The organism is Pseudomonas sp. ACN5 (assembly GCF_002303975.1).
Classification (GTDB): Bacteria; Pseudomonadota; Gammaproteobacteria; order Pseudomonadales; family Pseudomonadaceae; genus Aquipseudomonas; species Aquipseudomonas laurylsulfatiphila.
In genome coordinates, this window is the sequence record NZ_MRCP01000015.1 from 139,049 (window position 1) to 165,015 (window position 25,967).

The 25,967-nt window shown below is 63.1% G+C and carries 20 protein-coding genes and 1 pseudogene; 8 read left to right on the top strand and 13 right to left on the bottom strand.

The genetic code is table 11. The features are described from left to right. Positions 1–89: 89 nt before the first annotated feature. From BSF40_RS24825 to BSF40_RS24885, 13 genes and pseudogenes are all read right to left on the bottom strand, one after another. On the bottom strand, positions 90–2,339 hold the full coding sequence (locus tag BSF40_RS24825; protein WP_095967206.1) for a LuxR C-terminal-related transcriptional regulator: 2,250 nt from the start codon (positions 2,337–2,339) through the stop codon (positions 90–92). Between the two features lie 136 nt (positions 2,340–2,475). Further along, entirely contained in the window at positions 2,476–3,843 is a 1,368-nt protein-coding gene (locus BSF40_RS24830) for a DUF1329 domain-containing protein (protein WP_095967207.1), read from the bottom strand. Between the two features lie 26 nt (positions 3,844–3,869). Beyond that, positions 3,870–5,702: a DUF1302 domain-containing protein gene (locus BSF40_RS24835; protein WP_095967208.1), complete on the bottom strand. Its 1,833-nt coding sequence runs from the start codon at positions 5,700–5,702 to the stop codon at positions 3,870–3,872. A 158-nt stretch (positions 5,703–5,860) separates the two neighbouring features. Further along, a complete protein-coding gene (locus BSF40_RS24840; protein WP_095967209.1) occupies positions 5,861–6,649 on the bottom strand; it encodes a crotonase/enoyl-CoA hydratase family protein in 789 nt (262 codons plus the stop codon). A 9-nt stretch (positions 6,650–6,658) separates the two neighbouring features. After that, on the bottom strand, positions 6,659–7,660 hold the full coding sequence (locus BSF40_RS24845) for an acyl-CoA dehydrogenase family protein (RefSeq protein WP_095967210.1): 1,002 nt from the start codon (positions 7,658–7,660) through the stop codon (positions 6,659–6,661). 24 nt (positions 7,661–7,684) lie between these two features. Further along, positions 7,685–8,842: an acyl-CoA dehydrogenase family protein gene (locus tag BSF40_RS24850; RefSeq protein WP_095967211.1), complete on the bottom strand. Its 1,158-nt coding sequence runs from the start codon at positions 8,840–8,842 to the stop codon at positions 7,685–7,687. After that, positions 8,839–10,047, bottom strand: a complete 1,209-nt coding sequence (locus tag BSF40_RS24855) for a lipid-transfer protein (protein WP_095967212.1) — start codon at positions 10,045–10,047, stop codon at positions 8,839–8,841. Before BSF40_RS24855 ends, BSF40_RS24850 begins: the two co-directional genes overlap by 4 nt. Positions 10,048–10,078: 31 nt before the next feature. Beyond that, entirely contained in the window at positions 10,079–11,218 is a 1,140-nt protein-coding gene (locus tag BSF40_RS24860) for an acyl-CoA dehydrogenase family protein (RefSeq protein WP_095967213.1), read from the bottom strand. Between the two features lie 264 nt (positions 11,219–11,482). Continuing rightward, a complete protein-coding gene (locus BSF40_RS24865; RefSeq protein ID WP_095967214.1) occupies positions 11,483–13,006 on the bottom strand; it encodes a long-chain-fatty-acid--CoA ligase in 1,524 nt (507 codons plus the stop codon). Further along, positions 12,997–13,431, bottom strand: coding sequence for a PaaI family thioesterase (locus BSF40_RS24870; RefSeq protein WP_095967215.1), 435 nt, complete (start codon positions 13,429–13,431; stop codon positions 12,997–12,999). Before BSF40_RS24870 ends, BSF40_RS24865 begins: the two co-directional genes overlap by 10 nt. Then, positions 13,431–14,990, bottom strand: a pseudogene (locus BSF40_RS24875) (long-chain fatty acid--CoA ligase); the annotation flags it as partial. The pseudogene BSF40_RS24875 and the gene BSF40_RS24870, both read right to left, overlap by 1 nt. A gap of 57 nt (positions 14,991–15,047) precedes the next feature. Continuing rightward, the gene (locus BSF40_RS24880; RefSeq protein WP_095967217.1) at positions 15,048–15,851 is read right to left on the bottom strand and encodes an enoyl-CoA hydratase/isomerase family protein; all 804 of its coding nucleotides are present in this window, start codon (positions 15,849–15,851) and stop codon (positions 15,048–15,050) included. A 51-nt stretch (positions 15,852–15,902) separates the two neighbouring features. Continuing rightward, positions 15,903–17,057, bottom strand: a complete 1,155-nt coding sequence (locus BSF40_RS24885) for a CaiB/BaiF CoA-transferase family protein (RefSeq protein WP_095967218.1) — start codon at positions 17,055–17,057, stop codon at positions 15,903–15,905. Between the two features lie 196 nt (positions 17,058–17,253). On the opposite strand from BSF40_RS24885, the gene BSF40_RS24890 reads away from it, so the two are divergent. The 8 genes from BSF40_RS24890 (at position 17,254) to BSF40_RS24925 (ending at position 25,919) form a co-directional block, all read left to right on the top strand. After that, complete coding sequence (locus BSF40_RS24890) at positions 17,254–20,082, top strand: LuxR C-terminal-related transcriptional regulator (RefSeq protein ID WP_095967219.1); 2,829 nt, start codon at positions 17,254–17,256, stop codon at positions 20,080–20,082. A gap of 238 nt (positions 20,083–20,320) precedes the next feature. Then, positions 20,321–21,478, top strand: a complete 1,158-nt coding sequence (locus BSF40_RS24895) for an acyl-CoA dehydrogenase family protein (RefSeq protein ID WP_256589588.1) — start codon at positions 20,321–20,323, stop codon at positions 21,476–21,478. A 27-nt stretch (positions 21,479–21,505) separates the two neighbouring features. Continuing rightward, positions 21,506–22,690, top strand: a complete 1,185-nt coding sequence (locus tag BSF40_RS24900; RefSeq protein WP_095967221.1) for a lipid-transfer protein — start codon at positions 21,506–21,508, stop codon at positions 22,688–22,690. A gap of 29 nt (positions 22,691–22,719) precedes the next feature. Then, entirely contained in the window at positions 22,720–23,160 is a 441-nt protein-coding gene (locus BSF40_RS24905; RefSeq protein ID WP_095967222.1) for a MaoC family dehydratase N-terminal domain-containing protein, read from the top strand. Between the two features lie 14 nt (positions 23,161–23,174). Next, a complete protein-coding gene (locus BSF40_RS24910) occupies positions 23,175–23,591 on the top strand; it encodes a MaoC family dehydratase (protein ID WP_095967223.1) in 417 nt (138 codons plus the stop codon). Between the two features lie 30 nt (positions 23,592–23,621). Beyond that, positions 23,622–24,446, top strand: coding sequence for an SDR family NAD(P)-dependent oxidoreductase (locus BSF40_RS24915; protein WP_007974186.1), 825 nt, complete (start codon positions 23,622–23,624; stop codon positions 24,444–24,446). Between the two features lie 196 nt (positions 24,447–24,642). Then, on the top strand, positions 24,643–25,290 hold the full coding sequence (locus tag BSF40_RS24920; RefSeq protein WP_095967224.1) for a TetR/AcrR family transcriptional regulator: 648 nt from the start codon (positions 24,643–24,645) through the stop codon (positions 25,288–25,290). Next, positions 25,287–25,919 (top strand): SDR family NAD(P)-dependent oxidoreductase, encoded by a 633-nt coding sequence (locus BSF40_RS24925; RefSeq protein WP_095967225.1) that lies wholly within the window; start codon positions 25,287–25,289, stop codon positions 25,917–25,919. The genes BSF40_RS24920 and BSF40_RS24925 overlap by 4 nt, the downstream gene beginning before the upstream one ends. Positions 25,920–25,967 lie beyond the last annotated feature (48 nt).

A 25,967-nucleotide genomic window follows, 5' to 3' on the forward strand; every position in this document is an offset into this window, starting at 1 on the left:
CGGTAATGCACAGGGTCTGGCTGCATGGTTGATCATCGCGGGCGCCGCGCCGCCACCCGGATCAGGTGGGTGGTGTCACGGCGATGGATTCAGGCGAGGATGCCCATGGCCTTGGCGCTGTTGATGGCCTGGGTGCGACGGCAGGCGCCGAGCTTGACGTTGATGTTCTTGGCGTGGGTTTTCACGGTGTTTTCCGAGATGAACAAGCGGCTGCCCACTTCGCGTACCGACATGCCCTCGGCCAGCAACTTGAGCACTGACACCTCGCGAGGGGTCAAGTCGTCCTGGTAATCCGGCACACCAGCACAGAGACGAGTGACAGAGGCCTGGCCGGTTTCAGCGGGCTGTTCACGGGCCAGAATGCGATTTTTCTGCCGGGCAATCGGTGCCAGGTAAAAAGCACTGTCGATCTTGCCCCACTGCATGCGCCGCTCGGCCTCATGCAGCAGCAGATGAGCCTTTTGTGGGTCGTGGTTGCGCGAGGCAATCTCCGCGAGCAGCAGATAGGCATTGAGTACAAAGGGTGCGCAGCAATCGCGGACCTGCAGCAACCCCGCCTGGATCACCACTTCGGCTTCGCTGCAATGCCCTTGTTGCAGCAACAACTCGCCGCGCAGGAACAGCAGCCGACCGAGCAACGGATAAGGCTGTGACGGGACCGGGGCCAGCCGGTCCAGCTCAGTGCGCAACAGTGCCTGGGCAAAGCCCGATTGCCCCCTGAGCATCATCAGGCGGACCCGGTCGGCATTGACCAGCACTTCCGATTCATGACTGCCCTGGCGCCGGGCCAACTCCAGCGACTGATCGAGCAAGGTTTGAGCTTGTGCAAGATCGCCTGTATCCATGGCAAGGCGCGCCAGGATGCAATGGCACAACAACACCGACAACCAGTCCTCGCCCCCAAGATAATCAAGGGCTGCACGGCAATGCAGGCGCGCCGGCCCGGTCTGTCCACGCAAGGCCTGCAAGGTGCCGAACAACGCCTGCCAGTTCGCCAGCAGGCGTTGATTGCGTACCGGGTCGGGCAACGGCAAAAAATGCCCCAGACGCGCCAGGCACTCGGCGGCTTCGTCCAGCCGCCCACTGAACAGCAAGGCCTTGGCGCACAGATAGATCAGACGCGGGCTGCTGTGCAACAACTGCGGCTCGATGCGCTCACGCCAATCCATCAGTTTGCTCAAGTGCCGTTCTCTGAGAATCCAGCTCAGCCACAGGCGCTCCATGTAATTGGCAGCTACCTCAGGTTGATCGGCACACAGTGCCTGCTCCACCGCGTCGTCGACATGCCCGAGCACACTGAGCAGCTGACAGGCCCGCAAGCGCAGCCGGTTCAACGGCGCACCGCTCAATTGGCTTTGCAGGGCTTGCGCCACCGCGGGTAGCAGGCGGAACCAGCCGGGTTGTTGCTCGATCGGGAACACAAAGGCCTGGCATTGCAACAGACTGTTGAACAACCGCGCTGCTTGCCGGCCTTCCCATAACTGTTCGCAGAAGTCCGCACTGACGCGGGACAAATGTGCCAGCCCGCCCATCACTTCGCGCTGCTCGTCACTCAAGCGCGACAGCAGTTCACGTTCCAGGTATTGGCCGAGCAATGGCGATGGCTGGGCATGATCCAGCGAAAGCGACAGGCGAACACCGGCGCACCACCCGCCTGTCTCATGCCAGAGTTTTCCCCTGGCCAGCGCATCGGTGTGTGGCGCAAGGGTGCCAATCAGCGATTCGAACTCATCGGGGCGAAGGGCCAGTTGTGGGGCACCGAACTCCTGCAACTGACCGGTCAGCATCAGACGCGGCAGATTCCAGTCCGGACGCTGGCGACAGGTGACCAGCACCTGCATCTGCGGGTTTTTGAGGGACAGGAGTTGGTCGAACCAGTGGTTGAGGTCGGCGGGCATATCCACGGGAAGGTCGTCGAACACCAGGCGGATCGGGCTGGATTCGTTTGTTTTTTCTGCCGACAGGAATTCGTTGCCTGCAATGGCCCCTTCGCGGGCAAGCCCGCTCCCACAGTTGACCGCGTTCCCCTGTGGGAGCGGGCTTGCTCGCGAAAGCGATAGGTCAGTCGCCGGATTACTGGAATCAAGAAACGCCAATACCCCATCCGGTGCAGTATCAACCGGCAACCCAAGCGCCCCCGCCAACGTTGCAATAAAGCGCTCCAGCGTCTGCCGCTGTCCGCCCAAAGCCATCCAGACCACCGCTCCCGGCGGCGCAATGCCTTGCAAGTACTGCTGCAACAAGGACGTCTTTCCATACCCGGCAGGCGCACAAAGCAGTTGCAAGCGACACGGCTTGCCCTCAAGTGCATCGATCAGATGCGGCCGTGGCACAAACATGGCGGACCTCGCTGATGGGGAGTAGGCACCATCATTGAGCCCGCCGCCGGATAACGCGCCACCCGCATCAGGTGGTAGGCGCCGCACAAAGCACAACGCCCTGCGAACAGGGCGTTGTCTGAAGCGCGGCAACGGGTCAGCGAATGCCGTCGTTGCGCAGCGCAGCCGGGGTGAAGTCGGTCATCTTCGCGGTCATGCCGTAGGTCGTCGCATGTCTGGACTGGTTGGTCATCGCCAGGACGTTGTAGCGACCGGCAATCAGGTCGTAGATGCCGAGCATGGAAAAGTTCGACGAACCGCGCTCGTAATCGTTGACCGCATAACCTTCCGCCACTCGCCACAGCTGCCCGCGACCGTCGTAGTGATCGACCTCGGCCAGTTGCCAGGTGTCCTCGTCGAAGTACATGTCGCGCTTGGCGTAGACGTGGCGTTGACCGGGCTTGAGCGTGGCCTGCACATGCCACACGCGGTGCAACTCGTAACGGGTCAGGTCCTGGTTGATGTGCCCCGGCTTGATGATGTCGTCGTATTTGACCTTCGGCGACTGCAACTTGTAGTTGTTGTACGGGATGTACAGTTCCTGTTTGCCCACCAGTTTCCAGTCATAACGATCCGGCGCGCCGTTCATCATGTCGGTGTTGTCGGCGGTGCGCATGCCGTCGGAACCGTTGCCCGGGCCGTCATACGCCACTTGCGGTGCACGGCGCACGCGGCGCTGACCGGCGTTGTAGACCCATGCCAGGCGCGGCTCCTTGACCTGGTCGATGGTCTCGTGGATCAGGACCACACTTCCGGCCATGCGCGACGGCGCGGTGATTTCCTGTTTGTAGTAGTACAAAACGTTATCGGCCTGCCCGGCATCGATGCCTTCCATCAACTGCGGAAAGGCCAGCTTGTCTTCGTACTCGACGATGGAATAGGAACCGTTGGTTTGCGGTGCCGCCTGGGCCGCGATACGTTCCATGTTGCCGCCGCGATAGCGGTTGGTGTGGTTCCAGTACACCTCCACACCGTTCTTCGGAATCGGGAACGGGTAATAGCGAGTCTGGGTGAAGTTCACCAGGCCGTTGCCGTCGGGGGTCAGTTCGGTGGTCACCGCACTCTTTTTGGCGAGGTCATAGATGCTCTGTGGCGACGCGGCCGTGCGTTGGGTCTTGTACACCGGGATCTTGTAGCTGTCCGGATAGCGCTTGAACATCGCCAGTTGACCCGGGGTCAGCTTGTCCTTGTACTGCTCGACGTTGGCTGCCGTGATCACGAACTGCGGCTTGTCACTGGCAAACGGATCGCCAAGAAAACCATTGTCGAGCGGCGCCGCACCGGGCTTCAGGCCACCGGTCCAGGCTGGAATGCTGCCGTTGGCATTGGCCTCTTTCTGCGCCCCCAACGGCGTCAGGGTGGTGCCCAGCTGGGCCGCTTCCTGCGGGGTGACAGCGGCCATGACCCCAGTGGCCAGCAACGACAGACTCAGTGCGCCGGCGCGCAGAATTAAACGTGCGTTCATGTTCAGTTTCCTCTGGCAGGGTTGCATCAGAAATTCACGCCGAAACTCAGCGCGGCGTAATCGCGGTCGACGTTGGTATTGAAATCACCACCGAAGTAGTTGGTGTAACTCAGGCTGGCGGTGTAGGTGTTCAGGTAGTCGGCATCGACACCGAGGCTGACCGCCTTGGAACCTTCATCGAAGTTCGGGCCGTAACCCTGGACGTCGTGGGACCAGGCAATGTTCGGCGACAGGTTGATACCGGCGATCACGTTCGGGTAATCGAGCTTGCCACGCAGGCGATAGCCCCAGCTGCTGCTGGTGTAGAAGCCATCGTTGTTGCATTCCTGCGCCGGGTTGCTGGCCGTCGCAGTGCCGGCGGCGGTGCCGCGACAGGTGGCCGCGCCTGCGACGCCCGGCAGTTCGCCAGAACCGAAGGCCGGGCTGCGACCGAAGCGCAGGTCCGTACCGTCCGCCTTGCCCAGGCCGTTGATCTTGTTGTAACCCACCTCGCCCACCAGGGTCAGGCGACTGGCACCGAACACCTGATCGAAGAACTGCGTCGCGGTCACCTGCGCCTGGGTCACCGGCATGCGCTTGTAGCCATTGACCTCGCCACCCAGGGTTCGCCCGGCGAAACCGGTGGTGATCAAGGGCGATGTGGCGCCGAAGGTCGCGGCGGACAACAGGTCGGCAGTGTTCAGTTGCAGCGGCATGTTCGGCCGGTAGCTGAGTTCCCCCCCCAGCGAAACGCCCGCGACGTTGGTCTGGAAGCTCAAGCCATACAGGCGAATGTCTTCCGGATAATCGATGAAGTAGCGGGCACTGCGCGCCGAAGCCACGCCCCCGGCCGGGTTGCTCATCTGGTTGATGCTCAGGTACGGGTTGCGGCTGTGATAGTTCATCGTATAGGCGCCGAACTCGGTGTCGTTGGCTTCCGGCACGTACCAGCGCAGGGCCAGGCCGTACTGGCCGCTGTCGCGCGCATCGTTGTCGTTGAGGCGCGGGATAAAGGCGTCATCGGTGCCTGCGGCAATGGCCGCCAAACCACCGGTGTTCTTCGCCACGCCCGGTGGCAGGTCGAGACCGGCGATCACCAGGCGGTCGTCACAGCCTTGCGGTACGCCGTCATTGCCAAAGAAGGTGCCGCAGTTGTCCACCACCGACTTGTCCCATTGCAGCTGGTAAAACGCTTCGGCGGTGATGTTGTCGGCCAGGCCCTGGGACACGTACAGCAGGTTGACCGGAATCAGGCCTTCCTTGACTTCCGCACCGGGACGACGCAAGGCGGCGACGTCGATCGGGTTGATGCTGTTGATCGAGTTGCCGATGAAGGTACTCTCGCCCCAGCTCACCACTTGCTTGCCCAGGCGCACGTTGCCGACCTGATCGCCAATCGAGTAGTTGTGGTAGACGAAGCTGTCGAGGAACATCGCGCCGGAGGACTTGGCCGCGCGATCACGCCCCGAGTCGTTGATGTCATAGAACGGGCGGCTCTCGTCCATCAGCTCGAAGTCATACCAGTATTTACCGCGCACGAAGGCACCGCTGTCACCGTACTTCAACTCCAGGTCATGCACGCCCTTGAAGATCTTCGAGAAGGTTTCACCCTTCTTGAAATTCAGGCGGTTATCGTCGGTGGTCCGGGAGGCGGACTCGCCACCTTTAACGCCCTGGGAGTTGAAGTTGGAGATGAATTGCTTGTCTGGATCAGCCGTCGACCAACTCGCCCCCATCGACAGCGACGAATCGAAATTGCCCTGAACTTCCCCGATGTTGAATTCAACAGCGTGAGCCTGATTGCTCGCACAAGAGGCAACCATCACAGCGACGGCCAGCAGACTCGGCTGGAAGACTCCGCGCATTGTTTTTGTTGTCATGCGGTTTCTCCGGTTAAGGATTAAGTGTTGGAGCGCCCATGCTAGTGGGGCTGCGGCCCGTCCCTCACACCCGAACGGGTGATTTGGGGGGGTGTTGGTCGCGAGGTTTCACGCGCTGTAACAACCTGGTATTTGCCGGGCGTTACGCTCGGTGACATTCACCCGGTAAAGCTCGGTACGCGCTTGTCGATAAAGGCCGCCACGGCTTCGCGGTGGTCGGCGGTCTGGTGCGACAGCACCTGGAACGTCGCGGACATTTCCAGCAGCGTGTCGAGCCGGGTGTGCAAGGCCTCGCGCAGCAAACGCTTGGCCAGACGCACGGCGTGAGGCGGGTTGGCAGCAATCGCACTGGCCATTTCCCGCGCCGTTTCCAGTAGTTGTCCGGCCGGTACGACGCGGGACACCAGGTTCCATTGCTCGGCCTGGCGAGCGTCGATCATTTGCCCGGTCAGGGTCAGTTCGGTGGCACGGGACAGACCGATGATCCGTGGCAACAACCAGGCGCCACCGTCCCCCGGAATGATCCCCAACTTGACGAAGCTCTCGGCAAACTTCGCCTGTTCGGACGCCACGCGGATGTCGCACATGCACGCCAGATCCAGCCCCGCGCCGATGGCCGCGCCATTGACCGCGGCGATCACCGGGACCTCCAGATTGAACAGCGCCAAGGGCAGGCGCTGAATGCCGGTGCGATATTCCTGACGCAATTGCATGCCCGACATTTGCCCATAGCGGTCCATGTCGCGCACGTTGCCGCCGGAACAAAACGCCGTGCCGGCGCCGGTGATGATCACTGCACGCACGCTGCTGTCGCGCTCAATGCGTTCGATGGCTTCGAGGAACTCCGGCACGGCACTGTTGCCGGTCAACGGATTGCGTCGCTCGGGGTCATTCATCGTCAGGGTGACGACATGACCCTCCTGTTCGTACTTCAAAAACGGGTTCATGGCTGATCCTCAAGCAGTTGGAGACGGGGTGACGTGACGCACGAATTCGCAGGCCGTGACGTTCGGCTGCGTCAGCAACGCCTGGCCGACAATCCCGTTCCAGTACGTTTCCGAACCTTCGCTGATGCGCCACTCGTGCAGGCGCCGGGTGAACAGTTGCAGGTCCAGTTCTTCGGTCACGCCGATGGCGCCGAACAATGCATGGGCGATGGCCGTGACTTGAGGCACCGCCATGCTGGTTCGCGCTTTGGCAATGGCCGTCGCCATCAGCGGCGGCACCTGCGAATCGCCGACAAACGCCAGTTCAGCGGCGATGCGCGAAGCGGCAACCTGCTCCGCCATCACGCTGAGCTGATGCTGCACCGCCTGGAACTTGCCGATGGCCTTGCCGAACTGCACGCGGTCGTTGCAGTACTCCAGCGTCATCGCAAGTGCCTGCTCCATGGCCCCGGCGATGGCGGCGGCGTGGATGGCGGCGTTGAACACCCGTACTTCCTCGCCGTTATTGCCGATGGCGCTACCGAGTGAGTCCTGCGTCCAGTACAAGGTGGCGCATTGACTGCCGTGAACGCCCGTGGGCTGACGGCGGGCCAGGCTGCAATCGAGCAGCAACAACTGGCCTTCCAGATTGACCAGCGCAAAATCGGCCATCAAGCCAAACACCACACGTGGCACGCACAACAGGCCATCGGGCTGGCGATGGGCTGTACCGGCCAGGGTCAACATGCCGCTCGGTGGCGCGCTCGGGCAGTCACGCATCAACGCGCGAGCGGCCATGCTTTGCGCCGCCGGGACCGGCAGCGCGCAGCGACCGAAGGCGACAAAAATCGGCAGCAGTGCATCGAGCGCAAGGCCCGCGCCACCGGCGACTTCCGGCGTCAGCAATTCGAGAAAACCGCTGTCTTCCAGGGTGCTCCACAACGTCGTTGCGCTGTCTGCGCTTTCCACGGCACGGACCCGCGCCGGCGTGCACAAGTCGCTGAGGATCTTTTCAATGGCTTCAGTGAACATGAAGTATTTCCTGTTGGAGGTGCATCAGCGCAGGCCAAGGCCGCGGGCGATCATGCCGCGCAGGATTTCCCGGGTGCCGCCGCGCAACGAGAAGGTCGGCGCGACCTGGTTCAGGTAGGCGACCGTGCTGTAGAGCGCCTCATCGACCGGTACATCCGGATCGGCGCTGATCGCCGCGGCAATCGCCGCCGGGATCGCCTGCTCGAATTCGGTGCCGATGTCCTTGACCAGTGCGGCTTCCACCACCGGGCTTTGACCCCGTGCGAGCAGTGCGGTCAGTGCCAGCGACAGGTTGCGCAGGCAGGTGAGCTGGCTGAGAAAACTACCGAGCAACGCAGTCTCCTGGGCCGTCGCGCCTGTGCGCCGCAACGTCTCGGCCCACAGGTCGAGCAACACGATGCTGGAGTAGAAACGCTCCGGCCCGCTGCGCTCGAACGCCAGTTCGGCGTTGACCTGTTTCCAGCCACTGCCCTCCTCGCCCACCAACGCGTCTTCGCCGAGCAAGACGTCGTCGAAGGCCACTTCGGAGAAATGCGCGTCACCGGCCAGGTCAACGATGGGACGCACGCTGATGCCCGGCTGCTTGAGGTCGATGATGAATTGCGACAGCCCGTTTTGACGGTCCTCGGGCGCACCACTGGTGCGCACCAGGGCGATCATGTAGTCGGCGTGATGGGCGTTGGTGGTCCAGATCTTGCGCCCGCTCAGGCGCCAACCTTCCGGGCAACGGGTGGCACGGCTGCGCACACTGGCCAGGTCCGAACCCGAGTTCGGTTCGCTCATGCCGATGCAGAAAAACGCCTGGCCGGCGCAGATGCGCGGCAGGAAAAAATCCTTCTGTGCATCGCTGCCGAACTTCAGGATCAACGGCCCGCTCTGGCGGTCGGCGATCCAGTGTGCCGCCACCGGAGCACCGGCAGACAGCAGCTCCTCCACCAACACAAAGCGACTGAACGCATCCAGTCCGGCACCGCCATAAGCGGCGGGCAAAGTCAGGCCGACCCAGCCGCGCTGCGCCAGTTGCCGACTGAAACCTGCATCGAAGCCGGTCCAGCTGCGCGCTCGCACACTCGCCGAAACCCTTGGCAGATGCTCGGCCAGAAAAGCCTTGACCTCAGCACGAAAGGCTTCTGCGTGTGGCGGCAGCGCGGTCAGGCGAAAGGCGTCGAGCAAGCTGCTCACCGGGCACCTCCACTGACTTTGCCGTACAGCGTCACTACGCATGCACCGCCCAGCCCGAGGTTATGGGCCATGGCCAGGCGCGCACCGTCGACCTGCCGCTGCTCGGCATTTCCACGCAATTGCTGGGTCAGCTCGTAGCACTGCGCCAAACCGGTCGCACCCAACGGATGCCCCTTGGAAAGCAGACCGCCGGACGGATTGATCACGATCTGCCCGCCGTAGGTGTTGTCGCCATCCATCACGAACTTCTCGGCCCCGCCCTCGGGGCAGAAACCCAGCGACTCGTAGCAGATCACTTCGTTCTGGGCGAAGCAGTCGTGCAGTTCGCAGACGTCGATGTCCTGTGGACCGACGCCAGCCTTCTCGTATACCTGGCCCACGGCGGCGTGGGTCATGTGGGTGCCCACCCAGTCGAGCATCGACGGTTTTTCGAAGTTGAAGGCTTCGGGGGTGTCGGTGGTCATGGCCTGGGCGACAATTTCCACATCGCGGCGCAGGCCATGTTTTTTCGCAAAACGCTCGGACACCAGGATCGCCGCCGCGCCGCCACAGGTCGGCGGGCAGGCCATCAAGCGGGTCATGACGCCTGGCAGAATCACCGGGTCGTTCATCACGTCTTCGACGCTGAGCACCTTGCGAAACAATGCAAGCGGGTTGTTGGCGGCATGACGGCTGGCCTTGGCGCGCACAGCGGCGAAGGTTTCCATTCTGGTGCCGTATTTCTGTATGTATTCGCGCCCGGCACCACCGAAGGTACGGATGGCCTGAGCCATGCCATCCATATCGGCGGTAAGACCATGCAGGATCGGCAGGAAACGTTCGCGGGTCGGCGGGCGGTCGTCCCAATGGGATTTCAACGCACCGGCCTGCATCTGCTCGAAACCCACCGCCAGTACGCAATCTACCGAGCCGGATTCGATGGCCTTGCGCGCCAGGTACAACGCGGTGGAGCCGGTCGAGCAGTTGTTGTTGACGTTGACCACCGGGATCCCGGTCATGCCGACTTCGTAGAGCACCGTCTGGCCGCAGGTGGAATCGCCGTAGACGTAACCGGCGTAAGCCTCCTGGACCAGGTTGTAATCGATCGCCGCATCGGCCAGGGCGCGACGCACCGCTTCGGCGCCCATCTGCACATAGGTCGGGCTCTCGCTGGGCTTGCGGAACGGGATCATGCCGACGCCGGCAACCAGTACTTTTTCGCTCATGGTGTCACCTGAAAAAATGCGGGAAAAGGAATCACAACTGGCGCGCGATGAGTTCGCGCAGCACTTCGCTGGTGCCACCGAAGACACGCGTCACGCGCATGTCGACGAAGGCGCGGGCGATCGGGTACTCCATCATGTAGCCGTAGCCGCCATGCAGCTGGACCATGTCGTCGATGCACTTCCACAGCGTTTCGGTGGCCAGGAGCTTGGCGATGGCCGACTCCTGCACCGTGAGGCGACGACGCATGTGCTCACTGATGTAGTGGTCGATGGTCAGGCGCACGGCCGTGGCCTGCGCCTTGATGTCCGCGAGCTTGAATTTGGTGTTCTGGAAGTCCCAGACGGTCTGGTTGAACGCCTTGCGGTCCTTCACGTACTCGACGGTCTGCTCCAGCAGGCGTTCGAGCTTGGCGGCGCTGTACAGGGCGATCACCAGGCGCTCTTGCGGCAACTCTTCCATCAGGTGCATGAAGCCCTTGTTCTCTTCACCGAGCAGGTTGCCCACCGGCACACGGACATCGTCGAAGAACAGCTCGGCGGTGTCGGCGGCATGCTGGCCGACCTTGTCCAGCTTGCGCCCGCGGCGGAACCCTTCACGGTCGCACTCGACCATGATCAGGCTGCAGCCCTTGGCCCCGGCACTCGGGTCGGTCTTGCACACGACCACCACCATGTCGCAGGTCAGGCCGTTGCTGATGAAGGTCTTGCTGCCGTTGATCACCCACTCGTCGCCGTCACGCACGGCGGTGGTGCGGATCGCCTTGAGGTCGGAACCGGTGCCCGGCTCGGTCATCGCGACGGCCAGTACGGTTTCGCCGGTGCAGATTTTCGGCAGCCATTTCTGCTTCTGCTCTTCGGTGCCCAGACGCACGATGTAGGGCGCGACGATGTCCGAATGCACGCCCAGGCTCCAGCCCGAAACCCCGGCGCGGTACAGCTCTTCGATCAACACCGCCGAGTGCCCGAAATCACCACCGCCACCGCCATATTCGGTGGGCACGGTGAGGCACAACAGGTTATGGCGGCCAGCCTTGAGCCAGGTTTCCCGGTCGACCTGCCCGGCCTCGTCCCACTGCGCCTGTTTGGGCAGGCACTCACGCTCGAAGAAACGCCGCGCGGTGTCGCGCAGCATTTCGTGGTCTTCACGGTAGACGGTACGGTTGATATGCATCAGGATCTCCAGTGGGTTGCCAGGCAAGGCTTGCGCCTGGTTCGTGGAACCACTGTATTGGCGGGGGGGGGGGTCGTGAAGCCACCCGGATCGGGTAGCGAATTGAAGGTGGTTGAACAGTGAAGTTCGGGGATGCAAATCGGCCCCCTGTGGGAGCGGGCTTGCTCGCGAAAGCAGTGTGTCAGTCGACGCACATCTTGAATGTGGGTCCGCCTTCGCGAGCAAGCCCGCTCCCACAGGGTCTTGGTGGTGCAGTTAGGGGGGCTACTTGCGCAGTTCGCGCTTGAGGACTTTGCCGGCGGCCGACAGCGGCAGTTCGTCGCGAAACTCAACGGTTTTCGGGCATTTGTAGGGGGCGATGAACTCGCGGCAGTACCTGCGTAATTGCTCGGCATCGACCTGGGCACCGGGCTTGCGCACCACCACCGCGTGCACCGCCTCGCCCCACTGTTCATGGGGAACGCCGATCACCGCGCACAGCGCCACGGCCGGGTGCCGCGCCAGGACGTTTTCGACTTCCGCCGAGTAAACATTTTCGCCACCGCTGACGATCATGTCCTTCAAGCGGTCGACGATGAACAGGTATCCCTGCTCATCCATCCGCGCGGCATCGCCGGTGTACAACCAGCCATCTCGCAATGCCTTGGCCGTTTCCTCGGGCTTGTTCCAGTAACCCTGCATGATGTTCGGCCCGCGCACGATGATCTCGCCCACCGTGCCACGCGCAACTTCCTGACCTTGCGGGTCGACGATCTTCACGTTGACCCCCAGCCCGCCGCGCCCGACCGAACGCGACAAACCACTCTTGCGTGCCTGCGGCGTGTGATTGCACGGCAGATTGCTCGACACCACCGGGCAGGCCTCGGTCAGCCCGTAGGAATGAGAAAGCTCGAGATCCGGAAGCCGGACCAACACCTGTTCCACCATTTCGCCAGCGCTGGGTGACGCTCCGTAGGTCAGGCGTTTCAGGCAACTGAGGTCATGGCGATCGAAGTCCGGATGGGCCAGCAGCGCCAGGATCATGGTCGGCACCAGCAGCGTCTCGGTGATCCGTTCCCGCTCGATCACCTGCAGCACTTGGGCCGCGTCGAAACTCGACAGCAGCACATGGCTTTCACCGGCCATGAACTGAATCAGTGCCCGAGCCATGCCAGCGACATGGAACAGCGGCGCCACGTGCAGCAGTCGACCGTCACGGATAGGCGGCATGTCGACCATGCGCGGCATGCACGCTGACCACAGGTTCAAATGCGACTGCATCACGCCCTTGGGAAAGCCGGTGGTGCCGCCGGTGTACATGATGCAGGCGAGGTCTTCACCGCCGCGCCCGGCGTCTTCGACCGGCGCGGCCTGGGCAATCAGTTGCTCGAAACCCAGCATGCCCACCGGCACTTCGCCCTCGCCGGCATAGATAAACCGTGGCACATGGCGGGCACTGATGCGGATCTTCTCGGCCAATGGTGCAAAGTGTTCGTCGACGATAAGGATGCCGGTACTGCAATCGTCCAGCGAATAGACGATCTCCTGCACGCTCCAGCGGATGTTCACCGGGTTGAGCACCCCGCCGCCCCACCACACGCCCATGATGTACTCCAGATAGCGGTCGGAGTTGAGCGCCAGCATGCCGACCCGATCGCCGGCCGTCATGCCCAGACTCTGCAAGGCACCCGCCAGGCGAGCGACGCGATCACCAAACTGGCGATAGGTCCGACGGCGATCACCGAAAACCGTCGCGAGCTGAACCGGGTTCTGTTGCAACGTGCGTTGCAGGCATTGGGTCATGTACATGGCATCTGGCCCTTCCAGGGGGTGAAGACGCCGTTGGCACGTAACACCAGGCGCTCGCCGACCTTCAACAGGCAGCTGGCATTGATGAAGGTGCCGCCGCTCTTGAGCACTTGCACATGCGCCTCCAGCCAGTCTCCTTCGCGCACCGGACCGAGGTAATCGACGTTCAGGTTGACCGTCACGGCCACCGACTGCGACACCGAAAGGCGCCGCAAAATGACGCCGAACGCGCTGTCCGCCACCGTGGCGAGAAAGCCGCCGTGGGCGATGCGCACGTAATTGAGATGCTGCGGTTCGAGGCGCACCGCCAGGATCGGCAGCGTTTCATGCACATAAAAGTCGCCGCAACAGCGCAAAAAACCCGAGCGTTGTTCCAGCGCGCAGAAGCCCTCGGGAATCAATGCGCCACCGTTCACTTGTGGCATCAGCTGACACCCCGATCCTTGCCGGCCCAAAACGGTTCGCGCAGATCGCGTTTGAGCACCTTGCCAGCGCCAGACAGCGGCAACGCGGTGCGGAACTCGACCGACTTCGGCGTCTTGTAGCCCGCGATCTGCCGCCGGCAATGCTCGATGATCGCGGCGCCCGCGGCTTCGTGATCGGGCTTGAGCACGATCACCGCATGCACCGCTTCGCCCCACTGCGCGCAGGGAATGCCGATCACTGCGCAGGCGGCGACGGCCGGGTGACTGGAAATCGCGCTTTCGACTTCACCCGAATAAACGTTTTCGCCACCGCTGACGATCATGTCCTTGAAGCGGTCGACGATGTAGATATAGCCGTCGTCGTCCATGTAGGCGCCGTCACCGGTGTGCATCCAGCCGCCACGCAGCGCCTGGGCGGTTTCTTCGGGTTTGTTCCAGTAGCCGAGCATGATGTTCGGGCCACGGACCAGCACTTCACCGACCGTGCCGCGCGGCACCTCGTTGTCGTGTTCGTCGACGATGCGCACGGTCACGCCCAGCCCTGGCCGCCCGGCCGAGCGCAGGCGACCATTGGCAATGCCTTCGGCGCTGTGGTTTTGCGGACCGTTGGCGCAAATCGGCGGCGCCGCTTCGGTCATGCCGTAGCCCTGGGTGAACTCGACGTTGGGCAACGCCTTGAGCGCCAACTCCAGCAAGGGCACGGCAATCGGTGAGGCGCCGTAGGTGAGGCTGCGCAGGCAGCTCAGCTCATGCCTGGCGAAATCCGGGTGCATGATCAAGGCCTGTAGCATGGTCGGCACGATCAGGATGTCGGTGATGCGCTCGCGCTCGATGGTACGCATCACGTCCAGGGCATCGAAGGCCGGGACGAAAATGCTCGGCAGACCGAGCAGCGAGATCAGGATGACCCGCGACAGCGCCGCCAGGTGGAACATCGGCGCGATGTGCAGGGTCAGGGCATCCGCCGGCACTGGCACATCGGCCGCACGGGCCACGGCAGCGGTCCACAGGTTCATGTGCGACTGCATCACGCCCTTCGGCCGGCCGGTCGTGCCGCCGGTGTACATGATGCTCGCCAGGTCATCACCGCCGCGAAAGGCGTCGTCCACCGGCGTAGCTTCACGAATCAGTTGCTCATAGGACAGCATGCCTTGCGGCAATGGACCGTCGCCGATATGAATCAGCATTGGCCGTACCTTGGCGCTGCCGGCGATGTCTTCGGCCATGGGCAGGAAGGTGTCGTCGATCAGCAGGATGCGCGTGTCACAGTCGTCCAGCGAGTAGACGATTTCCGGCACGCTCCAGCGAATATTGACCGGGTTGACCACGCCGCCGCCCCACCAGGTTGCCAGGAAATACTCAAGGAACCGGTCGGAGTTCAGGCCCAACAGGCCGACGCGGTCGCCGGTCTGCATCCCCAGTTGCTGCAAGGCCCCGGCCAGACGAGCCACCCGCTCGGCCAGTTCGGCATAGGTGCGGCGGCGGTCGCGAAAGACCGTCGCCACGGCATGGGGACGTTGCTGCAACACGCGGTGCAGGCCTTGGGTCAAATACATGGGGTTCTCCTGTGAATTATTGTTGTCAGGTCAGGACGAATGCGGCGCTTGCCTGTTGCGTCAGGTGCCGGTGTACTTCGGTGAACGCTGCTCGGCCTGGGCCATGCGCCCTTCGGCGTGATCTTCACTGTCGCGCAGCAACCCCCAGTGCAGATGGGCCTGGGTGACAAAGTCCCGGGGTGCGAGGTGGGCGGTCTGCAAGGCCAGGCGCTTGATCGACTGCACCGCCAGCGGGCCATTGGCGGCAATGCGCCCGGCCAGATCCAGCGCCGCCGGCAGCAGACGGTCCTGGGGCAGCAGCTCTATGATCAAACCGATGTCCAAAGCCTCCTGCGCGCCGATCGACTCCCCGGTCAGGGCCATTTTCATCGCGTGTGCCGCCGGGATCGCACGAAGCAGGTACTGCACGCCGCCGGCCGCCGGAATGGTCGCGTCGCACACTTCAGGCAAGCCGAAGGTAGCGCCGCACGAAGCGATACGCAGATCGCATTGCAGCGCCAGTTCAAGACCGCTTCCCAGGCAGGCACCATTGATGGCGGCAACCACCGGTTTCCAGATGTCCAGGTCGCTGAGGTCGAACAGTCGGCTGTAGCCACCCTCCTCGGCTTCGGTCTCGCGACTCTTGAGGGTGCCGGCGACGAAACCCGATGCGGCCAGCAGCGACTCCTTGTGGCTCGCGCCGCTGCAAAATGCACGTTCGCCGGCACCGGTCAGGACGATGACCCGCACCTGTTCGTCATCCTGGCAGGCGCCCAGGGTCTTGCGCAGGTGCATCAAATCGCTGAGGGTCAGCGCGTTGTTCGACTGTTGCGCATCGAGCGTGACAAGTGCCACGTGATCGATGATCTTGAACTGAATGGCCATGGGTGACTCCTGCGCTGCACGGATCTTTATGTTTTTTCGGGGCGAACGCGCTCAGGCGCGCCATCCCAGACCCAGCGCACGCAAGCGCTCGATGGCCGCTGCGTCGTAGCCCCAGTCGCGCAGTGCGTCGCCGCCGTGTTCGCCACGCTCGGGAGCGGGTTTCGGTTGCGCCGATGGCGTGCCAAGGAAACGCGGAGCCGGGACCGGCTGCACCACCCCGTCGACCTCGATGAAGCTGCCACGGGCAACGCCGTGGGGATGCCGGGCGGCTTCGACAAGCCCCAGCACCGGTGCAACGCAAGCATCGCTGCCTTCGAACGCGGCCACCCACTGCTCGCGGGTACGGTCCAGGAAGGCAGCGGTGAAGGCCTCACGCAGCCGAGGCCAGCCAGCCTGGTCGTGCTGATTGGGCAAGTCGGCGTTGGACAGTCCGAGAATTTCCAGCATCTGCGCATAGAAGCGCGACTCGATCGGCCCGATTGCCATGTACTGGCCGTCGCGGGTTTCGTAGGTGTCGTACCAGGGCGCGCCGCCGTCGAGCAGGTTGCTGCCGCGCTGTTCTTTCCAGTGCCCGCCGGCGAGCAGGCCCCAGATCACCGAACCCAGTTGCGCCGCACCTTCGGTCATGGCCGCGTCGACCACCTGGCCGGCGCCGCCGCGCTGCACGTTGACCAGCGCCGCCAGCACGCCCATAGCCAGCAGCATGCCGCCACCGCCGTAGTCGCCCACCAGGTTCAGCGGCGGCACCGGTCGCCCACCGGCCGGGCCGATGCTCGACAACACACCCGCCAAGGCGATGTAGTTCAGGTCATGCCCGGCGCGGTCGGCCATCGGGCCGGTCTGGCCCCAACCGGTCATCCGCGCATAGACCAGGCGCGGATTGCGTTCGAGCGCGATGTCAGGGCCAAGACCCAGGCGCTCCATCGTGCCGGGGCGAAACCCTTCAATCACCACATCGGCACGTTCGATCAGTTCCAGCGCAGCGGCGACACTGTCCGGGCGCTTCAAGTCGAGGGTGACCGAACGCCGATTGCGCCCAGTAATATCGGCACGCTTGCCTTCCAGCTTCGGCCCCAGGTCACTGGCCTTCTGCGGGCGGTCGATGCGCACCACGTCGGCCCCCATGTCGGCCAACAGCATGGTGCCAAACGGCGCCGGCCCGATTGCCTCAAACTCCACCACCCGAATGCCACTCAGTACGCCCATTGCCAACGCTCCACTGTTCTGACGGAGCGCCACAGCACTCCTATTCTTGTGCCTTCCAGTAGACCAATCCGTTGATCGACGACCACCACCCACATCGGGTGGTGGCCGCCAAAGACAGGGTCATGCCACCCATGCCCTGGGTTACACTCGATGAGATTCGACGCACCCACAAAACAAGAAAGAATCGGACAGCCCCATGGATAAACACCGCAAGTCCAATGCATCGGCCCCCCATGCCAGCCAGGTCTTCAATCCGGTTCAGTCCCCGATCGTCAGCACCAAACTGATTCCGCCGCGCAGCACCGGGCGCCTGATTTCCCGCGAACGCCTGCAGGATCAAATGCTCAAGGCCCGACGCCTGCGCTGCATCGTGCTCAAGGGGCCGGCCGGCTGCGGCAAGACCTCGACCCTGATCGCCTGGCGCCAGGCGCTGTTGCCGTTGGGGTTCGACGTGGCGTGGCTGACGCTGTCGGCGGACGACAACGAACTGACGCGTGTTCTTGACTACCTGCTGGCAAGCCTCGGCCAAATCGACCCGGCGCTGGTGCGGGACGCGACTCAACTGGAAGGTCGCGGCATCGACAGCGAGGCCGTTGAGCGCACCGTCATCACCCTGGTGCGCAGCATTGCCAGCCGTGGCCGTGAACTGGTGCTGGTACTCGACGACCTGCACCACCTGACCGACGTGGGCATTCACCAGGCCCTGCAATGGCTGATCGACTACGCCCCGGCCAACCTGCACCTGGCGCTGGTATCGCGCAGTGCCGTGCCTTTGTCCCTGGCGCGGTTGCGCAGCCAGGAACTGGTACTCGAGTTGAACCTGCGGGACTTGCGCTTCACGGCGGTCGAGTCCGAACAGTTCCTCAAGGCGCAGTTGGGCGAGGTCAATGCCCGCGACGCCAGGATGATGCATGAGCTGACCGATGGCTGGGTCGCCGGCCTGCAACTGCTCGCCGTCAGCCGCAAAAAGAACCGCCCGCCTGCCACCCCTGACGCCACGTCAGTGCACACGCAACTGCGGGACGATCAAGCCTTCGCCAAATTTTTCGAAGTCGAAGTGCTGTCTCACCTGTCGCCGACCGACCTCGACCTGCTGCTGCTCATGGCCGTGTGCAATCGATTCTGCGCCTCGTTGTGCGCCGCTCTCAGCGGCCACCCCCAGGCGGTTGCCGAAGCGAATGCGCTACTGACGCGCATGGAGCGGGACAACCTGTTCCTGATCCCGGTGGACAGCGCCGAACGTGAAACCTGGTATCGCCTGCACCCGTTGTTGCGCGAAACCCTGCTCAAGTATTTCGACTCCCGCAGCCAGGCCGAGCAACATGCGGTGCACGTGCGGGCGTGGCACTGGTTCCGTGACCATAATCACCTGGATGAAGCGGTGCACCATGCGGTCATGGGCGGCGACCCGGCTGCCGCCGCCGACCTGGTGGAGCAACACGCCGAGGCGCTCTACGCCCATGGCGACCTGCGCATGTTGATCGAGCTGGTACGGCTGTTGCCGGTCGAACAGGTACAGGCCCGGGTCAAGCTGCGCATCCTCAAGGCGCGGATGCAGCTGTATGCCAGGGATTTCGTGGCCTGCAGCGCCAGTCTCGAACAGCTGTTTCGCGACGTTCCCGAGAGCGAAGTCCATGACCACTTCATGATCTCGCTGCTGCGCGCCTCCCTGGCCCTGCAACGGGATGACACCGACGCGGCCATGACGGTCCTGCCGCAACTGCTCAACCCGCCGCCGGGCAGCAACAGCGTGGCCATCGGCTCCTGCGCCAACATCCTGTCCTGGCTGTACATGCACCGCGGCGAATACGAAAAGGCCCGGCAGGTACAACTCGACCGGCCGAACCTGCTGATCAATGGCGAACCGCTGCTGGGGACCACGGCCGGCAGCCTTCAGGGTCGTTGCATGATTGGCTTGAGCCTGGCCCTTGAAGGCCAGATGACTCAGGCGGAAAGGGTTTACCGCGACGTGCTGCATGAGGCCGGCCAATGTGGCAAGGCCGGTGCCGACGCGACTTATCTCTCCGCCGCGCTGCTCGGTGAGGTGCTGTACGAAACCAACGATGTCGACGCCGCGTTCAAAATGCTCTCGGGCTGGATCGACATTCTCGAACGGATTTCGATTCCCGATTCCGTCCTGCGTGTGCTGCAAGTGTTATGGAATGTGCAATGGCTGGCAGGTAACCATCAAGAAGCCCTGGCGTTTGTCGAGCGGCTGGATGAGTACGCGATCAAACTCGGTCTGGAGCGCCTGCAAGCCTACTGCCTGACCTGGCAAGTGCGCTGGTTGCTGATTCTCGGGGAGACGGCACAAGCCCAGACCAAACTGGCGCGCCTGGAAGCCATCGACGCGCGTCACCCGGATGCCGGGCACACGGCCCTGAAGGAAATCCACATCCTGGCCGAGAATGCCCGCGCTCGCTGGCAATTGGTCCAGGGTGATCTGGACGGGGCTTGCGATCGCATAGAACGATTGATCGAAACCTGCGACCGGCATCGTCGCCAACTCGGGGCAACGCGCCTGCTGGTGCTCAGCGCCGTGATCGAGTCCGAACGCGGCAACCATGAACAGGCACGGATCAAAGTCATCGAAGCCTTGCGCCGAGGTCAACGCTTTGGCCTGGTGCGCAGCCTCCTCGACGCCCATCCGGATGGCTTGAAACTGATCTGCGATATCGCCGCCCGCGAAGTCCTGGACCCGGTGCTGGCGTTTTATGTCGAGCGCTTGCAGGCGGCCGAGGCCACGACCCCGGCGATCTCGAAGGTCAAACCTGCGACAACGGCCACCAGCAAACCGTTGACGGCCGGGATCGAACCGTTGAGCGAGCGGGAAATCGAAGTCGTGCGCCTGCTGGCCCAGGCCCTGCCCAACAAGAAAATCGCCCGCGCCTTGGGGCTCTCGCCGGAAACCGTGAAATGGCACCTGAGCCATATCTACAGCAAGCTCGGCGTCAGCAGCCGCGATGAAGCGGTGGCCCGGGTGCGCGATCTGGAATCCCAGGATGACAGCAACGTCCACCCCTGAAATCCTGTAGGAGCTGCCGCAGGCTGCGATCTTTTGACTTTGTTTTTCAAGAACAAGATCAAAAGATCGCAGCCTGCGGCAGCTCCTACATGGATTATTTGGCACCTCCGCCGTCGTGTTTTTTTCCCTGCCACCCGGCTCGGGTGGCGTTCGTATCAGCCCCCCAACCTATCGTAACCCTCAGATCACAGGCGCAGTCCGCGCCTTGCGTAAGCGCTCGGCCCAAGGCCGGCCTGCCATGTTTGAGGAGACTTGCGTGCACATCGCCCGAACCGTTTTCCGCGACGACCATGAGATGTTCCGCACCACCGTGCGACGCTTTTTCGAACGCGAATGCCTGCCGCGCCAGGCCGCCTGGGACAAGGCCGGCCAGGTCGACCGCGAGACCTGGCTCAAGGCCGGCCGCGAAGGCTTGCTCGGCATCACCCTGCCCACCGAATACGGTGGCGGCGGCGGTGATTTCGGTCACTGCGCGGTGTTCAACGAGGAGTTCGCCCGGGCCGGCGTGAGTGGCGCCTACTTCGGCATGCATTCGGACGTCATCGCCCCGTACATCAATCGCTGCGGTAACGAAGAACAGAAACAGCAGTGGCTGCCGGGCATTTGCTCGGGCGAGATCATCCTGGCCATCGCCATGACCGAGCCCGGCACCGGCAGCGACCTCAAGGCCGTGCGCACCACCGCCGTGCGCGATGGCGACGAATACGTGATCAACGGCAGCAAGACCTTCATCAGCAACGGCCTGACCGCCGACCTGGTCATTGTCGTGTGCAAGACCGACCCGGCCGCCGGCGCCAAGGGCATCAGCCTGATCGCCGTGGAAGCCAGCCGCGCCGGCTTCAAGCGCGGGCGCAAACTGGAGAAAGTCGGCCAGGCCGCCGCCGACACCGCCGAGCTGTTCTTCGACAACGTCCGCGTGCCCGTCGGCAACCGCCTCGGCGAGGAAGGCCTGGGCTTTACCTACCTGATGGGCGAACTGCCCCAGGAGCGCTTCTCCATTGCCGTGTCCGCCGCCGCCAAGCTGGAGCGCCTGCTGGAGCAGACCCTCGAGTACGTGAAGGACCGCAAGGCTTTCAACCAGACCGTCTGGGACTTCCAGAACAGCAAATTCAAGCTCGCCGACATCAAGGCCCAGGCCACCGCCATGCGGGTGATGGTCGACTACTACCTGGGCGAGCACATGCGCCGGCGCCTGACCCTGGAAGAAGCGGCCATCGCCAAGCTCTTCACCACCGAGACCCTGTGGAAATGCATCGATGACATGGTCCAGCTGCACGGTGGCTACGGCTACATGATGGAGTACCCGATCGCCCGCGCTTTCGTCGACTCACGGGTCAATCGCATCTACGGCGGCACCAGTGAAGTCATGCGCGAAATGATCGCGCGCAAGCTCTGAACCTCTCAAACAACAAGGAAAACAACGATGAGCAATAAAGTGTTCGTTGCTGGCGTCGGCATGATCCAGTTCAAGAAACCGGGAACCAACGAGCCCTACGACGTCATGGGTGAACAGGCGATCCGCCAGGCCCTGGCCGATTCGGGTGTGGATTTCAATGACATCCAGCAGGCCTACGCCGGTTATGTCTACGGTGACTCCACCTGCGGCCAGAAAGCCCTGTACCGCGTGGGCATGACCGGCATTGCGCTGATCAACGTCAACAATAACTGCGCCACCGGCTCCAGCGCCCTGTTCCTCGCTCGCCAGGCGGTACAAAGCGGCGCGGTGGACTGTGCCCTGGCGTTTGGCTTCGAACACATGAACCCGGGCGCCTTGAAATCCGCCTGGACCGATCGCGCACCGGCCACCGAACGTGCCCTGGTGCTGGCCAACGAACTGATCGGCATGCCTGACCTGCCCAATGCCATCCGCCAGTTCGGCGGCGCCGGCTACGCGCACATGCACAAGTACGGCACCCGACTGGAAACCTTCGCCAAGATCCGCGCCAAGGCCAGCCGTCACGCCGCCAATAACCCGCTGGCGGTGTTCCGCAACGTGGTGAGCAGCGAAGAAGTCATGGCCGCCCCGATGTTGTGGGAAGGCGTGATGACGCGATTGATGGCCTGCCCGCCGACCTGTGGCGCTGCCGCGGCCATCGTGGTGTCCGAAGCGTTCGCGAAAAAGCACGGCCTGCGCACCGACGTATTGATGGCAGGCCAGGCGCTGACCACTGACCTGCCGAGCACCTACGACGCCAGGGACATGATCCGCGTGGTCGGATTCGACATGACGCGCATGGCGGCGGATATCGCCTACAACCAGGCCGGCATCGGCCCCCAGGACATCGACGTCATCGAACTGCACGACTGCTTCGCGCAGAACGAACTGTTGACCTATGAAGGCCTGGGCCTGTGCGCCGAAGGCGGCGGCGAGCGACTGGTCAACGATGGCGACAACACCTATGGCGGCAAATGGGTGACCAATCCGTCCGGCGGCCTGCTCTCCAAGGGCCACCCGCTGGGCGCCACCGGACTGGCCCAGTGCTTTGAACTGACCCACCAATTGCGCGGCACCGCCGAACAACGCCAGGTGCAGGACGCGCGTATTGCGGTGCAGCACAACCTCGGCCTGGGCGGCGCCTGCGTGGTCACCGTTTACCAGAAAAACTGACGCGCCCGCAGAGCTTAGGAGCCATGCAGATGATCGACAAGAAACACATCGGCAGACAACTGCCCGCTTTCCTCGTGACCGCCGAAGCCGGGCAATTGCGCTTCTTCGCCAAGGCCACCGGTGAAAGCAACCCGGTTTACTTTGACGAACAGGCCGCACGCGATGCCGGGTATCCCAACCTGCCGCTGCCGCCGACCTTTCTGTTCTCGCTGGAGTTCCAGATTCCTTCGAACGCCTGGCGTGACGAACTGGGCATCGTCACCGCGCGCATTTTGCACGGCGAAGAATCCTTCCGTTATCACCGCATGGCCCATGCCGGCGACACCTTGCGCTTCGATGTGCGCATCGCCGACATCTACGACAAGAAAGGCGGCGCCCTGGAATTCGTGGTGCGCGAAACCCGAGTCACCAATCAGCACGGTGAGCACGTTGCGGACCTGCGCAGCGTGCTTGTGCAGCGCAACAGCTGAAGCGGAGAACACTGATGAACGCGATTAGCCTGGAAAAAATCAACGTCGGCGACACCCTGCCAGCACTGGCCCTGCCGCCGATCAACCGCACCACCCTGGCCCTGTTCGCCGGTGCATCGGGTGATCACAACGCCATCCACATCGACACCGATTACGCCCGCCGGGCCGGCATGCCCGACGTGTTCGCCCACGGCATGCTGTCGATGGCCTACCTCGGTCGCCTGCTGACCCAGTGGGTCGATCAGCGCCAGTTGCGCGAGTTCGGCGTGCGCTTTCTCGGCATCACTCACCTGGGTCACCAAATCACCTGCACCGGCACGGTCGTCGAGCGCTTCGAGGTCGAGGGCGAGCAACGGATCAAGGTCGAAGTGCGCACCACCAATCAATACGGCGAGACCAAGATCGTTGGCGACGCCGTGATCGCTCTGTAAACAAAACTGATCACTGAGGAGCAACACCCCATGGCAAAACTCGAAGGCAAAGTCGCACTGGTCACCGGTTCCGGTCGTGGCATCGGTCAACAGATCGCCCTGAAACTGGCGAGCGAAGGCGCGCGCATCGTCATCAACGACCTGGACGCCGACCCGGCCCACGAGACCGCTGAAATGATCCGCAAGCTGGGTGGCGAAGCCGCCGTCTGCCACGGTAACGTCAGCGCCCCGGACTTCGGCGACCGCTACGTCAAGACCGCGATGGACAACTTCGGCGCCATCGACATCATCGTCAACAACGCCGGCTACACCTGGGACGACGTGATCCAGAAGATGAGCGACGAGCAGTGGTACGCCATTCTCGATTGCCACATGACCGCGCCCTTCCGCATCCTGCGGGCGGCCTACCCGATCATCAAGGCCCAGGCCCAGGCCGATGCGGCGGCAGAGCGCGAGGTGTTCCGCAAAGTGGTGAACATTTCTTCGGTGTCGGCCCTCAACGGCAACGCCGGGCAGATGAACTACTCCTCGGCCAAGGCCGGCGTCATCGGCATGACCCGTGCGCTGGCGCGTGAATGGGGTCGTTTCAAGGTCAACGTCAACGCCGTGGCCTTCGGTTTCATCGAAACCCGCATGACCAAGGCCGACGCCCATGCCGGCGCCACGGTGAACATCGAAGGTCGTGACATCCGTGTCGGCATCAGCCCGGAAGCCGCCAAGTCGTTCGCCCAACGCAACCCGTTGGGTCGTCCGGGCACCGTGCAGGAAGCGGCCGATGCGGTGTACCTGTTCTGCTCGCCGGAGTCGAACTACATCACGGCGCAGACCATCGCGGTGGCCGGCAATCTGCAATAAGCACAAAGCGATAAGCAGCAGGTAAAAACCACTGTGGCGAGGGAGCTTGCTCCCGCTGGGGCGCGAAGCGGCCCCGAAAAAACGGGCCTGCTTCGCAGCCCAACGGGACGGTGCGGCGATCCGACAAGCTCCCTCGCCACAAAAAGCTCCTGCGCCACAACTTCGCTTGAGTTTTGATGACCGCAGGATCACTCCCATGAACATGACTGAAAGCAACATCCGCCTGGCCGCCATCAAACTGATCTCGCGCAACGGCTTCGGCTCGATGAGCCTGCGCCAGCTCGCCACTGAAGCCGGCATCAACGCCTCGACGCTGTACCTCTACTACAAAGGCAAAAACGAACTGCTGCTGGAGCTGATTCTCGAGTATTTCCAGGGGGTGTCCCGGGAGTGGGCACGACATCGCCCCAAAAAGTCCGTGACCGCCGATATCAAACTGCTCGCCTTTATCGCCTGCCACGTGCGTTATCACCTGGAACACCAGGACGAGGCCATGCTCGGCAATCTGGAGTTCAGAAGCCTCGCCGAGGATGATCTGGAGCAGGTCCGCCAGGCCCGGCGCCAGTATCTGAACGCCCTGCAGGAACTGCTGGAACAAGGGGTCAAGGAAGGTTCGCTGAGCTGCGCCGAACCCAAATTGATGGCCCGCACCCTGTTCAACATGCTCACCCATGCCTGCGTCTGGTACCAGGCCGATGGCCGCTGGAGCACCGATGCCGTCATCGGCCATTACTCGGAACTGGTGTTGAAAATGCTCGGCGCCGCGCCTGTTCCATCGCCCGGGATACCTGTCCCACGAGCCCTGATCACCCGTCGCCCGATGCCCGCGCAGGTACGTCCATGAGCGATCTCATGCAACCGTTTTCCATGGCCGGCAAGACCGTCCTGGTGGCCGATGCCACCACCCGCCTGGGCGCGCATTTCGCCCGTCTGATCAGCCGCGCCGGCGCCCGTGTCGCCCTCGGTGGCCAGCACCCTTCGCAGTTGGAGCAACTGGCCGCCGACCTGCACTGGGAAGGCGGTGAAGTCCTGGTCGTCAGCCTCGACAGCGCCCGCAGACCGAGCATCGAAGCGGCACTGAACACCATGCAGGAGCGATTCGGCAGCGTCGATGTGCTGATCAACAACAGCGCCGAGCGCGAACATGTTGCCCTGAACAATCACATCGTCCACTGCACCAGCCTGCACATGATCCGGGCCGAACGCGGTGGCAGCATCGTCAACATCGACCCGCCGCCGCGCCCCATCAGCGAGCCGAACCCGTGCCTGCGCGCCAATAGCAGCCTGATCCGCATGAGCCGCGCCATGGCCCAGTCACTGACACCGCACCGCATTCGCGTCAACGTCATCGCGGCCGGTCGAGGCAAGGACGCCGGCCTGCAAGAACTCAACGGCCCCTTGTTGCTGCTGGCCAGCGGTGCCGGCGCCAGCGTCACCGGCGCGGTGCTGCATATCGACGACCACGCCACCTGATACGGGTGGCGCGAACCTTTTGACGACGTTCGAACATGGCCGCTGGTC